Genomic DNA, 14,533 nt, shown 5'->3' on the forward strand with positions numbered 1-14,533 from the left:
CAACATTTAAGGATTGAGAAAACATGAAAGCGTTCACTTGCGTTGTGTGCATCCTGGCCGGTATAGCGTCGTCCAACCCCGCTATCCGTGGACAGAGCGTGACCGCAAATGCATCAAACAATCGATCCTCTCCGATCCTCGACGTCATCCACGATCGGGCAAGGCCGGGGTGTGTATCGCAGGACAACGCATCTTCCGTCGACACCAGCTACATCCCGATGGACAGCTGGATCTACCCCGCATTGGACCGCCTTCAGGCGCTTGGGTACCTCGACTCCGGCTTCGAGGGCCTTCGGCCGTGGACTCGGCTGAGCATCTCCCATATGTTGGAGTGCACTGCCGGCAAGATCAACGCGGAGCACGGCGATCAGGAGGCCGCGCGGATCTACCTCGCGGTTCAGGCAGAGATTCAACCTCCACAGGAAGAAGCGTCAAACTTCCTGCGTCCTCGCAACAACTTCGAGAGCGCCTACGTTCGCCTTGGAGGCGTCGCCGGAACACCGCTGCGCGATAGCTTCCACCTCGGTCAAACGATCGCCAACGACTACGGCCGTCCCTATCAGAGCGGCTTCGATCCCATCGCCGGCTTCAGCACACGCAGTCAGGCCGGACGTTTCTCGCTTTACTTCCGCAGCGAGTACCAACACGCGCCGGACGCGCCTGGCTACTCCCCATCGCTGACTTCCCTTCTCTCGACGATCGATGGCATTCCTCTCGCCAGCAATCCGAACCAGCCAACGATTCCCAGCGGGCCGATCGCCGCGGCCAACGACTTCCGCATTATCGAAGCGACGCTCTCCTACCGTCTGTTCCAGCATGAGATCTCGTTCGGCAAGACCGATCACTGGCTGGGGCCTGGCCAGGGAGGGAGCTTTGCCGGCACAAACAATGCCGAGAGCATCTATACCTTCCAGATCGACCGCGTGGAACCGCTCCACGTACCGTGGCTTTCGACACTCACCGGTCCATTTCGCTATGAGTTCTTTGTCGGCAGCCTCAAGGGCCACACCGACCCGAACGTTCCCTGGTTTCACCTCGAGAAGATCAGCTTCAAGCCGACGAGCAACCTCGAGATGGGCTTTGAGCGAGGAACGATCTGGGGCGGAGAAGGCCATACCCCCATCACCGTTCATAGTTTTCTTCACAGCTTCTTCAGCTTTCAAAATGTCCCCGCTTCGGAGAAGCAATCGCGGAACGATCCTGGCGCGCGCTTTGGCAGTTTCGACTTTTCGTACCGGCTTCCCTTCGTCCGAAATTGGCTAACGCTGTATTCAGACTCACTCGTGCACGATGACGTAAGTCCCATCGACGCGCCTCGTCACGCGGGCATTCGCCCTGGCCTCTACCTATCGCACTTCCCACATGCGCCACATCTCGATATGCGAGTAGAGGCGGCAAGTACCGATCCTGCAACCGGACGCAGCACCGGCGGGAGCTTTCTCTACACGGAGTATGTCGAGAAACAGGGTTATACCAATAAGGGATTCATCATGGGTGATGCCATCGGCCGCGAGTCGAAAGGTGGTCAGGCGTGGTTGACCTATCACCTGTCACCCCGCGAAAACGTCCAGTTCTCGTACCGCAATGCGAAGGCGGAGAACGACTTCATCCCTGGCGGAACGACTCAGAACATCTTCCAGGTGAATGCCGTGAAGCGCCTGCGTAAAGACTTCGAACTGCGGGGCACCGAACAGTACGAGCGCTGGAAGGCCCCCGTCTATCAAACAGGACCCCATAGCGACGCATCCGTGAGCATGCAGATCACGTGGTTTGCCCGGAGATAACTGGCGCGGGGCTTCACTGGAGAGGACCTCTTCACGCTCTCCCGGTACAGGAATTTCCCCCGAAACGACCAGGTCTCGCGTATGTTGTGGCGGAATATGGTGCGCGTTGTGAGTAGATCGGGGGCGTAACGTTCCTAGAGCCGTTTGTGCGGCGGTCTAGCGGCTACTTAGGTGACAGGAACGATAGTCGCTTGCGTCCGCCGATGTGAGCCGTGGTCCCCCGGAAGTGCGCTTATTCCTGAAGGTTCAAGGGAGGGTATCTGGAAACCGCCTCACGAGCATTTCGATGTCTTCGGCAAAGACCTGGTACCTAAAGTCCAGTGTGCTCTCGATCGGTGCATCCTGATCGACGTTCGGCACGGCGGCACGAAGAGGCGCGTCCTTCCGAGCTGAACCTGAAGGGGCCGCCTCACGAGTGTGCTGGAGCGGCTGATCGCTGAGCATGGCAGCCCTAAGGCTGTCGCTCAGAAAACGGTCCCGAGTTCACTTCGAGCCGCATGCTGGCGTGTGCCGACAACCACCGCGTCGCGCCGGTCCAAATGCCGGCCGGCCGGCCGATACAGAACGGCCACGTGGAGACCTTCCATGGCCGACTGCGGAACGAATCCCTCAACGCAAGCTGGTTCCGTACCTTAGATCATGTCCGGTCCACGCTCGAAACCTGGCGGATAGAGTACAACGAAGAAAGACCCCGCTCGGCGCTCGACTATCGCACCCGGGGGAATTCCGCCGAACGCTCGAAGCGAGAGGGGCCACGGCCCCTTTCCCTTCGCAAACCACAACCATCAACCAAGAGAAACTCCAGTTATAAATGGCTGAACAGATGGGGCAGGTCAGAGCGTAGGCCAGCGAACCCTGCAAATTCGCCAGTGTCACGTAAGAATATTGGCCAATACTGAATACCGAGACTTCTGTCACGTTCACATTCAGCAAGAAGTCGATCGCGCGCCAGCTCCCGGCTCATAGCTCCGCCGAAGAAGCGAGTCACCTCCGGATCGCACCATAACGCCTCGGCAAATGCGGTATCGTCTTCGGTCCAGCGTCGAAACGTCAGATAGGCAGAGGGCGCGGGAAACATGGTTGCTCCGAGCAGTTCGCTAGCGTCCTCTGAAACGCGCTATGGCGATTGTGCGTGAGTCCAGAAACACTCCCGGCGACATGGGCGCTTGAACTAAGTCGCGGGGTTCCTGCCCCCCCCGGGAGCGCCAGTTTAATTGGGGCCCGTTCACGCTTACAAAGGGCTTCGTCCTCATCGTCGAGGTACTCCGCTAGTGTGAATACACCCTGATACATGTATCGCTACCTGAATCAGCTCCCTTCATCAAGGTGGCTGGACATGAAGTGCCGCTCTGAGTCTTCTCGAGCACAAGATGGGTCGCGTATTCCGAAGTCTTGCGGTCGGTTATCGAAAACCCTAACGCATGAAGGTCCAGACCATTGAACAGCGGCTCTCCTTGACCCAGAAGAACGGGCACCGACGCGATGTGAAGAGAGTCGATTAGGCTCGCTCTTAGATACTGCCGCACCGTGGCCACTCCGCCTCCGATCTTGACGTCTTTGCTGCCGGCCGCCTCCTTCGCAAGGACCAGCGCCTCCTCGAATCCGCCCGTCACAAAGTGGAAGGTGGTTCCCCCCTCCATCACCAGAGGTTCACGCTCGTGATGGGTGAGAACGAAGGTAGGTGCGTGGTATGGCGGATTCTCACCCCACCACCCCTTCCAGGAGTCGTCTGGCCATGGACCGCGCACAGGACCGAACATGTTGCGGCCGAGGATGAAGGCACCGAAGTTCCCCATCGCGCGCTGCGCAAACATCTCGTCTGTATCATCTCCTGTGGTTCCTCCCTCCTTCCCGACCATGGAGCAAAAGGTCTTAGTATGGAAGAACCACTGAAATATCTCTCGTCCCCGCTTTCCCAGCGGATATTCCAGACTCTGTTCGATCCCAGCGCCGAAACCGTCCAACGAAACACCAAATCCCGCGACTCGAACCTTTGACATCCGAACCCTCTCCTTCAATATGTTGTGCGGAGCCTTTGTGTACTTCAGCGGGAGGTGCGCCTGCGCCGCCGCTGTTCGCTGGCCCTCATCATTTCACTCAAATCGCCAGCGGGACGTATCTCGAAAAGCGTCCCATACTTCAAGGATGGATGCTGCGACATGAGCTGAATTGCATGATTCATGTCGCGCGCTTCCAGAACAAGAATGCCGCCGAGTTGCTCCTTGGTTTCGGCATACGGACCGTCTGTGGTCGCGACTTTGCCATTCTTCCAATACAGGCTCAACCCGGATTCGCGAGGTTGAAGAGCTTCTCCTGCAGCAAAGTGCCCATTCATGCGCAAATGGTCGTCGAACTCAAAGCATTCGTCCACCATTGCGTTTCGCTCATCCTCGGTCATGCTCGCATGTTTTTCTGGATCGTAATATCCCAAACAGATGTATTTCATATGTCTCTCCTTATGTTGGTTGCCAGCAACGCAACCGACGCGCTGGATTGTTCACCCTATAGTCGTTGGGCTATGGGGAAATCGACAGCGGAGCCAATTTTGTTTTTAAATTCCTCGATCCGCGCAGCGAGGAAACGACGCCCCGGCTTCTGCCAAGTCAGGGCAAGGGCCTTCTCATAGCAGGCACGAGCCTCCGGAAACCGCCCTAGCCTGCGACACAAATCCGCATGGGCGGAGTAAGCGAGGGGATAGTTGGCGAGTTCGTCCCGGGCTAGAAGGCCTTCGATGAGACGAAGCCCTCGCTCGGGATCTCCGGACATGGCGACGGCAACTGCACGGTTGAGTTCCACAACCGGAGATGGCTGTATCCGAATCAGTCGGTCGTACAGCAGCGTTATCTGGCGCCAGTCCGTGGACGTTGCCGAGGAAGTCTCTGCGTGAACTGCCGCGATGGCCGCCTGCAGGGTGTAGGGACCGAAACGATGCGATCGAAGAGCACTTTCGGTGAGCGCGATGCCTTCGGCGATCTGATCTCGATTCCAAAGGGAGCGATCCTGCCGGTCCAGCAGGGTCAGCTCTCCATCTACCGTGCTTCGAGCGGCGCGGCGCGATTCCTGCAACAGCATGAGCCCCAACAAGCCCATCACCTCGGGTTCCGGGAGAAAGTCGAGGAGCAGTCTCCCCAGCCGGATCGCCTCGCGGCTCAATCCGGCTCCTGTTACTTCCGCAGAATAACCCGCGTTGCACACCAGGTAGACAACCTGAAGTACTGCCCCCAACCTCGCCGATAACTCCTGCGACACCGGCACTTGGTAAGGAATCGATTTATCGCGGATGATACCTTTCGCCCGAACGATCCGTTGAGCAAGCGTGGCCGGAGTCAGGAGAAATGCCCGGGCAATCTCATCTGTTGTCAGGCCGCAGACTTCCCGCAGTGTTAACGCAACCTGCCCCTCCGCTGGCAGAGCAGGATGGCAGCAGGTGAAGAGGAGACGAAGACGATCGTCCCCCATCTCCTCTTCCTGAGGCGCTCCATTGGCTCGCGCTTCGAGATGAAGTGCCAGGTCACCCAGTGCCGCGTCGAAGCGTCCCCGCCGGCGCATCATGTCGATGGCCTTGAATCGTCCAGCCGATATGAGCCAAGGGCGCGGCTTGTTCGGGAGGCCTGTCTGCGGCCACATCTGCAGGGCGGCAGCGAAAGCCTCGTGCATGGCCTCTTGGGCGAGATCGAGATCGCCGAGCAGGCGCACCAATGTCGCCAGAATTCTGCCCGATTCCGACCGGTAAAGAGTCTCTATGGTCCTACTCAGATCTTCGGGCGCATTCGATGGCATGCATGTCAAACTAGCAAACGGACGGACACGGCACAACTACAGTTGGCTGTTTGCCGCCCCATCGTCCCATTGACAGGCTAATGGCTGATTATGGGCAGCTTTGGACTAAGCAAGCCATAACAGATCGGAATAAAAGGGCGCGGGGCCCTGCCACTAAATTTGACGAGTTGTCGCCATGTCGTACGAGTATCTATGACCGCTTCATGGAGCGTGCCCTGAAGCGCATCAAGGCCATCCGCCAGGCCAGTCCACTGGAGATGTCCACAATGATTGGCGCCCAGGCCTCCAAGCAGCAATTCGACAAGATCATGTCCTACCTGGACCTTGGGCGACAGGAAGGCGCGGAGCTACTGGCCGGTGGCGCAGCGGCCACGATGGAAGGCGACCTCAGCGGTGGCTTCTACATTCAGCCCACAGTCTTCAAAGGCCACAACAAGATGCGCATCTTCCAGGAAGAGATCTTCGGCCCCGTGCTCTGCGTCACGACCTTCAAGACCGATGAGGAAGCTCTGGAACTCGCGAATGACACGCTCTACGGGCTCGGTGCCGGCATCTGGACACGTGACCTGAATCGAGCCTACCGCTTCGGCCGCAACATCGAAGCGGGTCGAGTCTGGACAAACTGCTATCACCTCTACCCTGCTCATGCGGCCTTCGGTGGATACAAACAGAGCGGCATAGGCAGAGAGAATCACCTGATGATGCTGGATCACTATCAGCAGACGAAATGTCAGCTGGTGAGCTATGGGATCAAGGCGCTGGGGATCTACTAATGGAGGGCGAGCCACTTCGCGTCATCGCCACGGCTGCGGCCCTGAAGCTCATCGCAGAGCTCAGGGCCGAGCACGGACCGGTGATCTTCTTCCAGTCCGGAGGTTGTTGCGAGGGTAGCGCGCCGATGTGTTTTCCCCTCGACGAGCTGCACTTGAGCAGCAGCGATGTGTTGCTGGGCGACATTGGCGAATCTCCCTTCTATATCTCCACACGGTATTTCGAGTATTGGAAGCACACGCAGATGATCGTCGATGTCGTCCCCGGCTTTGGGGCCGGATTCTCTCTCGAAGGCCCAGAAGGGCTTACGTTCATCACGCGCTCCCGCGTCTTCACAGATGCGGAGATCCGGGAGCTCCGCGAGACAGATCGCATCTAGAGCCACATTCAACGCGCTCACGAGAAACATCACGCAAGCAGCACCACGAAAGGTCGTTTCGTATGGCAAAGACAATGAAAGCCGCGGTCGTTCGTGAATTTGGGAAGCCACTCGTCATCGAAGAGGTTCCCATCCCAGAGGTGGGTCCAGGGCAAGCACTCATGAAGGTGATGTCCACCGGCGTATGCCACACCGATCTGCACGCCGTTGAAGGCGATTGGCCCATCAAGCCCACGCCTCCGTTTATCCCCGGACATGAAGGCGCCGGTATCGTGACCGCCGTGGGCGCGGGCGTCAAGACCGTGAAAGAAGGCGACCGCGTCGGTGTACCTTGGCTCTACAGCGCGTGCGGCCACTGTGAATACTGCCTCACGGGCTGGGAGACACTGTGCAAGCAGCAACAGAATGCCGGCTACTCGGTGAATGGAAGCTTCGCCGAATATGTCCTGGTCGACCCGGACTATGTCGGTCACCTTCCCGCGAACGTTGACTTCACTCCGATCGCACCGATCCTTTGCGCGGGCGTCACCGTCTACAAGGGCCTCAAGGAAACCGAAGCTCGTCCCGGGCAATGGGTTGTGATCTCCGGCATAGGTGGACTGGGTCATCTTGCGGTACAGTACGCCAAAGCGATGGGACTGCACGTGCTCGCCGTCGATATCGCGCAGGAGAAGCTGGACCTCGCGAAGAAACTCGGAGCCGATGTAACCGTGAACGGCCTGGATGCGGATGCGATCCAGCAGACAATGGATGCTACCGGCGGAGGGGCACATGGAGTGCTCGTCACCGCAGTCTCGCCCAAGGCATTTGCACTGGCGGAAAACCTCCTGCGTCGCAAGGGCGTCATGGCGTTGTGTGGGTTGCCTCCGGGAGACTTCCCGCTCTCCATCTTCGACATGGTGCTCAATCGCAAGACGCTGCGCGGCTCGATCGTCGGTACACGCATCGATCTCTCCGAATGCCTCAGCTTTGCTGCGGAAGGCAAGGTCAAGGTCACCTACCAGACGGCTGCGCTAGAGGACGTGAATGCGATTTTCGACCGTATGCGTGCCGGCAAGATCGACGGCCGCATCGTGATGGAGATCGCAAAGACATAGCAGGACCAGGAGACAGACCCGCAGCCGGGGAGGACGTTCCTCCCCACACTGCGGCACCTGCTCCAGATCAATTTGAGGTGGCGGCAACATCAATGCAGGTCCCCGTAAAGCTCCGTGGTGAGGAACTCACGAAAGCTCCCTGTGGAGAGCATGAGGAGGATCTCTGCAGCCCGGGAAAACTTCGCCTTCGCGAAACCGCCGTCCCCAAGCTCCTTCTTCTTGTCCGCGAGAAAGCTCTGGATGGCGGCGCGTATACGCTCCGTGTCGACCAGCCGCCCGTCGTCGGTATGGACACCGTAGTGATTCCACTGCCACAACTGAGCGCGAGAGATCTCTGCCGTCGCGGCATCCTCCATCAGATTGTAGATCGGCACGCATCCCTGCCCACGCAACCAGGACTCGAGATACATCAGGCTGATGTCCACATTGCGGCGGAAGCCAAGGTCGGTAATATGCCCATTAGGAATCGTCAGCAAATCTGCGGCTGTCACCGGCTCATGCTTCGTAGCCGGGCGATCGATCTGGTTCGGTCCGGGCATGTACTCGTTGAAGACATCCATCGCCGTCGACACCAGCCCTGGATGTGCGACCCACGTGCCATCATGCCCCGCCATCACCTCGCGCAGCTTATCCTTCCGCACGCGGTCGATGGCTTCACGATTCACCTCCGGATCATTCTTGATCGGGATCTGCGCGGCCATGCCTCCCATCGCATGCGCTCCACGACGGTGGCAAGTATCGATGAGCAGACGCACATACGAGGCAAGAAATGGCTGATCCATCGTCACATCGCCACGCTGCGGCAGAATGAAGTCAGGACGCGCACTGAACTTCTTGATGAAGCTGAAGATGTAATCCCATCGACCACAGTTCAGGCCAACGGAGTGCTCGCGCAGCTCGTAGAGGATCTCATCCATCTCAAATGCTGCGGTGATCGTCTCGATCAGGGCGGTGGCGCGAATGGTGCCGCGCTTGAGTCCCACCTTGTCCTCCGCGAAGTTGAAGATGTTGTTCCACAGCCTCGCCTCTTCGTGGCTCTCCAGCTTCGGAATGTAGAAGTACGGCGCACTTCCCCGCTGGCGCAGCACTTCGTAGTTGTTCGCGAAGTACACCCCAAAGTCGAACAACGAAGCCGACACCGCACCATGGCAGTCTTTGCAGTGAACCTCATCCATGTGCAGGCCGCGCGGCCGCACAAACAGCACAACAGGCTGATCGTTGAGACGGTACTGCTTCCCCTCCGGCGACGTGAACGAGATCTGCCTGCAGTTGGCTTCGTACAGGCTCTGCTGTCCGGCGATACAGTTCTCCCAGGTAGGAGAGCTGGAGTCCTCGAAGTCCGCCATGAAGACCTTCGCACCGCAATTCAGAGCATTGATGACCATCTTGCGTTCCGGAGGGCCAGTGATCTCCACACGCCTGTCCAAAAGCTCCGCAGGTGGAGGAGCAACACGCCACTCACTCGCACGAATCCATGCTGTGCTTTCGAGGAAGTCCGGCAGCTTGCCATTGTCGAACTCCATCTGTCGGGCCTTACGCTTGCTGAGGAGGTTGACTCTCTCTGCGCCAAACTTCAGATCGAGTTCGCGGACGAAGTCAAGCACAGAAGGAGACAACAGCTTGTATTCCTGGTCTGCATGGGAGGATGTCGGACGTATCGGCGTAGCGAGGGCGGAGCTCATGGAGCGATCCTTTCTAAATCGAAAACGAGGGCGGCGGCGTGCGCATCCGCCCTCGAAGTGGGACAAAGTAGAAAACTACTGGCGCTAGTGAGCGAACGCAGCGTCGAACTGTTCCTCTTCTGTAGAGCCAGCGAGCGCATTGGTCGAGGTCTGACCACTGGAGATGACCGTCGAGACACGATCGAAGTATCCCGTGCCTACAAAGCGCTGGTGCCGCACGGCGCCATAGCCCTGGGGCGCAAGCGCAAACTCACGCTGCTGGAGTCCGGAGTAGGCCAGCATGCCGTCTTTGCTGTACGCCCGCGCCAGTTCGAACATCGAGAGGTTGAGCGCATGGAAGCCGGCCAGCGTCACGAACTGGAACTTGTAGCCCATATCGCGCAGACGAAGTTGGAACTCAGCCATCTCCTGATCGTTCAGCTTCTGCTTCCAGTTGAACGACGGCGAGCAGTTATACGCCAGCAGCTTGCCGGGATAGACCTCGTGAATCGCCCGCGCAAACCGCGCGGCCTCTTCCATGTTGGGCTCCGACGTCTCACACCAGATAAGGTCGCAGTACGGCGCATACGCAAGGCCACGCGCAATCGCCACATCGAGCCCCCCAGTGAGACAGCTGAATCCCTCAATAGTCTTTTCGCCGGTAACGAAGGGCTGGTCCACAGGATCGCAGTCGCTCGTCAGCAGCTTGGCGCCGTTGGCATCGGTGCGTGCCACCAGCAAGGTCGGGACACCCAATACATCCGCCGCAAGACGCGCGGCGATGAGCTTCTGTACCGCCTCGCGTGTGGGCACCAGCACCTTGCCGCCCATGTGCCCGCACTTCTTTGCCGAGGAGAGCTGATCCTCAAAGTGAACGCCCGCCGCGCCAACCTCGATCATCGACTTCATCAACTCGAACGCATTGAGGGAACCACCGAATCCAGCCTCAGCGTCAGCGACGATTGGCAGCATCCAGTCCTTGTCTGCGATGCCCTCGCTGTGTGCGATCTGGTCAGCCCGCAGCAGCGCGTTGTTGATGGCCCGCACGACCTGCGGCACGCTGTTGACCGGATACAGACTCTGGTCCGGGTACATCTGGTTCGAAGTGTTGGCGTCGGCGGCGACCTGCCAGCCACTGAGATAGATCGCCTTCAGACCAGCATCTGCCATCTGCACTGCCTGGTTGCCGGTGAGAGCACCAAGGGCCGCAACATGCTGCGGACCGTTCACCAGATTCCAGAGCTTCTCCGCGCCTCGCCGCGCAAGGCTGTGTTCAACATGGACCGTTCCGCGCAGCTTGTAGACATCTTCCGCGGTGTAAGGACGTTCGACACCGGAGAACCGGGCGGTGCTCCACTCCTGTTCAATCTTCCTGATCTCTTCCTGCTGGCTCATGGTCTCTCCTCGGGTTCAAGCGAAACGCTGCTTGACATACCCAGTACAGCGGACGCAAGAATCTTCAGCAAGCAAGGGTGGATCACATTGACCTACCTGTCAGTTCGACCCTGTGCGCTAAGCGAGATGAGAAGCTGATGACCATGCATCGATCGGCCAAGCCGCAACACGAAGCTCTTTCCAAGGTCTCACTGCAACACGACAAAAGCGCGCCATCCGGGGAGCTCACGCGGGACTTCCTTCACATCGCCGAGGATTTCCTTCGCAAGCGTTGCATCACCGAAGGCTGCGCCTATCTCGATGCGCAGCAGATGCTATGGGATGATCTCGATCTCCTGAGACCACATGGAACAGAGGTGCTTTTTGTCCTGGCGCAATGGATCGATGCGGGCTATCGCGATGCGAGCCTCATCCAGGGCATCCTCGACAAGGTCGATCTTGAAACGCGGCGGCATCTCGACGTCGTCGGCTTCCTTCGCCTCCGGCTCGTCGAGGCCTTCGTCTCGCTGGCGGCTGAGGATCTGGACCGTACCCTCGAGATCCTCGACACCGTCCTCCGCCTCGACACCGAATTGCTTGGATCCGAGGCACGCAGCGTAGCGTACTTCTGGAAAGGGAGAACCCATCGCCGCAAGGCCGAATATCCGGAGGCCATCAAGGATCTCAGGACCGCACGCAAGTTGGCAGCGAAACGTCCTGATTCGCAGGTGTACATCGCGGTGATCCAGATACAGGAGGCCTGGGCGGCCTTCCAACTTGGCGAGGAGGAAGCTGCCACAGCCCTATACGACGAGGCCGAGAAGGTTCTCGCGCACAGCGACCACTGGGTCGCACGCGCCAACATCGAATCGGCGCGAGGCCGCATGGTACGTCGCAGAGGCGACTATACAAGGTCGCTGCAGCACTTTCGCCAGGCCATTGCCTGGTACGAAAACAAGGATCCGAACCACGCGAATCTGGCCCGCGCCCTCACCAATCTCGCTTTCGTCAAGCGGCTGGTCGCGTTGCAACTACGGAAGCAGATCAACGCAGCAGCCAGGCAGCGCGCCGCAACCGGGGCCAGCCGCAGTGGATCGCAGCAGCCTCTTTATCGCAAGCAGAAGAAGCTCTATGAGAGCGCCGTGGAAGATCTCGCGAGAGCCAAGGCCATCACGGAACAGCATGGCCATCCGCTCAACTACGCCACCGCGGTGCTCACATCAGGCCATCTTCATCTCGATGAAGGTGAGCTCCAGATCGCGGACGCCGACGCTTCGGAAGCGCTCCGAACCGCAGTGAGCACCAAGAGTAACCTGCTGATGGCACGTGCCATCACGCTTCAGGCTCTGATCGAGAACGCGTACGTCGAAGAAGCCATTGGCTCTCCGGATGAGTTTCCAGAGCGGGCTGAGCGGGCCAAAAGAAAGTGCCTCGAAGCCATCTCGATCGCCCAGCGCATGCAAAGCAGAAGACTCCTGCTGCATGCGCAACTCGCGCTGGGCGCAGTGGCAGCCAACAACTTCTTCCATGACTACGACCAGTTGCGTGACTGTATCGCCGCCGCCACCGACCTGCTTGCGCCCGGCGAAGCCGACTACGTCATCGAGGAGGTCAATGCTCTCAAGGAAAAACTGTTTGCAAGCCAAGCCGGAGAGAGCTCTTTGGCGCCATGGCTCCTCAAAGCGTATGAGGGCAACAGTCTCCAGGCGATACTCCATGACTTCTCACAGCTTCTCGTAACCCAGCTATGGATGCAGGAACAGAAACGCGTACTGCGAGTGGCGCGACTTCTATCCACATCGCCCAAGAAGGTCCGACGGCTCCTGCTGAAAAGCTGAGGGCTCAATAGAGCTCAGCCCGTATTGAAGCACCAACGGAAGCATACCGATGATCGAAAGAAAGTTGATGGTCCAGGAACAATGAGCGAACGTATCCGTTATGCCCCGCTGGCGAAGCGTGTGGTTTCCGCTGAAGAGGCTTCTCTTCACATCCAGGATGGGATGAGAGTTGGAATGAGCGGCTTCACGCGTGCCGGCGATGCCAAGCGTGTCCTCCATGCGCTGGCGAATCGCCTCTCCACTGAGCCGATCCGCATCACGCTCCTGACCGGCGCGTCCCTCGGCTACGACACCGATAAGGTCTTAGCTGAATCGGGGATCCTCACAAGGCGCCTCCCGTTCCAGGTAGACACCACGCTACGCCGCAAGATCAACGCCGGCGAAGTCATGTTCGTCGATCAGCATCTAGGTGAGACAGCAGAACAGCTTCGTTCTGGCAGCCTTCCCCCGGTAGACATCGCAGTCCTCGAGGCAGTAGCCATCACCGAGCAGGGCCACATCGTCCCCACAACCTCGGTCGGCAACTCAATGATCTTTGCGCAGCAGGCGAAAAAGATCATCGTAGAGATCAATCATGCGGTCCCCGCAGAGCTTGAGGGCCTGCACGACCTCTACCAGGTCGGCTCGGAATCGGATCGCGGACCCATTGCGATCCGTCATCCCGGAGATCGCATCGGCGCCATCGCCATCCCGGTCGATCCTTCGAAGATCGTCGCCATCGTCTCGACCAACCATCCGGACAGCCCCGCGAAGATCGAGGCTCCGGATGTCGATACGCGCCTCATCAGCCAGCACCTCACGAAGTTCTTCCTCGACGAGGTCAAGCAGGGCCGGCTTACGAACTCTCTGATGCCGCTTCAGGCCGGCATCGGAGCGGTCGCGAATGCTGTGCTCTCCGGATTCCTCGACAGCCCGTTCGAGGGCTTGACGATGTACTCCGAGGTGCTGCAGGACAGCGCCTTCGAACTCATCGACGCGGGAAAGCTGCTCGTAGCGTCGACCAGCTCCATCACTGTATCGGGCCTCTGGTATCGCAAGGTGATGGACAACCTGGAGCGCTATCGCAAGCACGTAGTGCTGCGTCCGCAGGACGTCAGCAACGCCGCCGAGGTCATCCGCCGCCTGGGCGTCATCGGCATCAACACCGCACTCGAAGCTAACATCTACGGAAACGTGAACTCCACGCACGTGAATGGGACGCACATGATGAACGGCATCGGAGGCTCCGGTGACTTCGCGCGCAACGGCCGCCTCGCTATCTTCGTGACCAAGTCGATAGCAAAGGATGGCGACATCTCGAGCATGGTGCCCATGGTACCGCACGTCGACACGAATGAGCACGACGTGGACGTGCTGGTCACCGAGCAAGGCATCGCCGATCTGCGGGCCTCGCACCCCGCGAGCGAGCGCCACTCATCATCGAAAACTGCGCGCACCCAAGCTACCGCGACCCGCTTTACGGCTATCTGGAACAAGCGAAGGCGCGTGGAGGGCAAACGCCACACGTGCTGGAGCGCGCATTCGCCTGGCATCAGGCCGCAAGGGAGACGGGGTCGATGCGATGGTGAACGACGAAGCCACCAACCGGGAGTTCGCAGTTTCCGTTAGCTCCCCTGCGCAATTTCATCCAGGTTTCGGAACCTATATAGCTGGAGTTCTGACCACCGCCTCTTCGGAGTCGCGTACGCCAGCCGGGCCTCAGCCCGTGGGCTTCGTGTGACCGATCAGAGGCGCCGCTGTGCCATGCCGCACGTCCGCCCCTGGTGAGGTTCAACCACCGAGGCTGATGTCCGGGCTTGCCTCTTGAGCACGCTTGAGAGGCAGTGGTTCTCTTCAGTTCAACATGCCA

At 59.0% G+C, this 14,533-nt stretch carries 13 protein-coding genes; 7 read left to right on the plus strand and 6 right to left on the minus strand.

All coding sequences use genetic code 11. The annotated features are described in order from the left end of the window. The first annotated feature begins 23 nt into the window (after positions 1 to 23). Both C4S68_RS05915 and C4S68_RS23920 read left to right on the plus strand, forming a co-directional pair. Positions 24 to 1,784: a capsule assembly Wzi family protein gene (locus C4S68_RS05915; protein WP_235011389.1), complete on the plus strand. Its 1,761-nt coding sequence runs from the start codon at positions 24 to 26 to the stop codon at positions 1,782 to 1,784. A 497-nt stretch (positions 1,785 to 2,281) separates the two neighbouring features. Then, on the plus strand, positions 2,282 to 2,683 hold the full coding sequence (locus tag C4S68_RS23920; RefSeq protein ID WP_103931998.1) for an integrase core domain-containing protein: 402 nt from the start codon (positions 2,282 to 2,284) through the stop codon (positions 2,681 to 2,683). On the opposite strand, the gene C4S68_RS23925 is transcribed toward C4S68_RS23920, so the two are convergent. The 4 genes from C4S68_RS23925 to C4S68_RS05940 all read right to left on the minus strand — a co-directional run bounded on the left by C4S68_RS23925 (position 2,590) and on the right by C4S68_RS05940 (position 5,564). After that, a complete protein-coding gene (locus tag C4S68_RS23925) occupies positions 2,590 to 2,862 on the minus strand; it encodes a GNAT family N-acetyltransferase (protein ID WP_146072032.1) in 273 nt (90 codons plus the stop codon). The genes C4S68_RS23920 and C4S68_RS23925 overlap by 94 nt on opposite strands. 190 nt (positions 2,863 to 3,052) lie before the next feature. Continuing rightward, on the minus strand, positions 3,053 to 3,784 hold the full coding sequence (locus tag C4S68_RS05930; protein WP_103931999.1) for a dihydrofolate reductase family protein: 732 nt from the start codon (positions 3,782 to 3,784) through the stop codon (positions 3,053 to 3,055). Positions 3,785 to 3,828: 44 nt separating this feature from the next. Next, positions 3,829 to 4,230, minus strand: a complete 402-nt coding sequence (locus tag C4S68_RS05935) for a YciI family protein (RefSeq protein ID WP_103932000.1) — start codon at positions 4,228 to 4,230, stop codon at positions 3,829 to 3,831. A gap of 56 nt (positions 4,231 to 4,286) precedes the next feature. Then, positions 4,287 to 5,564, minus strand: coding sequence for an RNA polymerase sigma factor (locus C4S68_RS05940; protein WP_103932001.1), 1,278 nt, complete (start codon positions 5,562 to 5,564; stop codon positions 4,287 to 4,289). 80 nt (positions 5,565 to 5,644) lie between these two features. Here C4S68_RS05940 and C4S68_RS05945 point away from each other — a divergent pair, with 80 nt between their 5' ends. The 3 genes from C4S68_RS05945 (at position 5,645) to adhP (ending at position 7,811) form a co-directional block, all read left to right on the plus strand. Further along, the gene (locus C4S68_RS05945; RefSeq protein ID WP_103932002.1) at positions 5,645 to 6,337 is read left to right on the plus strand and encodes an aldehyde dehydrogenase family protein; all 693 of its coding nucleotides are present in this window, start codon (positions 5,645 to 5,647) and stop codon (positions 6,335 to 6,337) included. Further along, the gene (locus tag C4S68_RS05950) at positions 6,337 to 6,714 is read left to right on the plus strand and encodes a DUF779 domain-containing protein (RefSeq protein ID WP_103932003.1); all 378 of its coding nucleotides are present in this window, start codon (positions 6,337 to 6,339) and stop codon (positions 6,712 to 6,714) included. The genes C4S68_RS05945 and C4S68_RS05950 overlap by 1 nt, the downstream gene beginning before the upstream one ends. Before the next feature lie 62 nt (positions 6,715 to 6,776). Beyond that, complete coding sequence (adhP, locus tag C4S68_RS05955) at positions 6,777 to 7,811, plus strand: alcohol dehydrogenase AdhP (protein WP_103932004.1); 1,035 nt, start codon at positions 6,777 to 6,779, stop codon at positions 7,809 to 7,811. 89 nt (positions 7,812 to 7,900) lie between these two features. Here the strand turns inward: adhP and aceB are convergent, their stop codons facing one another. Both aceB and aceA read right to left on the minus strand, forming a co-directional pair. Further along, complete coding sequence (aceB, locus tag C4S68_RS05960; RefSeq protein ID WP_103932005.1) at positions 7,901 to 9,493, minus strand: malate synthase A; 1,593 nt, start codon at positions 9,491 to 9,493, stop codon at positions 7,901 to 7,903. An 84-nt stretch (positions 9,494 to 9,577) separates the two neighbouring features. After that, complete coding sequence (gene aceA / locus C4S68_RS05965; protein WP_103932006.1) at positions 9,578 to 10,867, minus strand: isocitrate lyase; 1,290 nt, start codon at positions 10,865 to 10,867, stop codon at positions 9,578 to 9,580. A 137-nt stretch (positions 10,868 to 11,004) separates the two neighbouring features. Between aceA and C4S68_RS05970 the strand changes: the two genes are divergently transcribed. After that, positions 11,005 to 12,684, plus strand: a complete 1,680-nt coding sequence (locus C4S68_RS05970) for a hypothetical protein (RefSeq protein ID WP_103932007.1) — start codon at positions 11,005 to 11,007, stop codon at positions 12,682 to 12,684. 81 nt (positions 12,685 to 12,765) lie between these two features. Next, positions 12,766 to 14,292 (plus strand): acetyl-CoA hydrolase/transferase C-terminal domain-containing protein, encoded by a 1,527-nt coding sequence (locus tag C4S68_RS05975; RefSeq protein ID WP_200821479.1) that lies wholly within the window; start codon positions 12,766 to 12,768, stop codon positions 14,290 to 14,292. Positions 14,293 to 14,533 lie beyond the last annotated feature (241 nt).

Origin of the sequence: Bryocella elongata, assembly GCF_900108185.1 — a bacterium.
GTDB classification, from domain to species: Bacteria; Acidobacteriota; Terriglobia; order Terriglobales; family Acidobacteriaceae; genus Granulicella; species Granulicella elongata.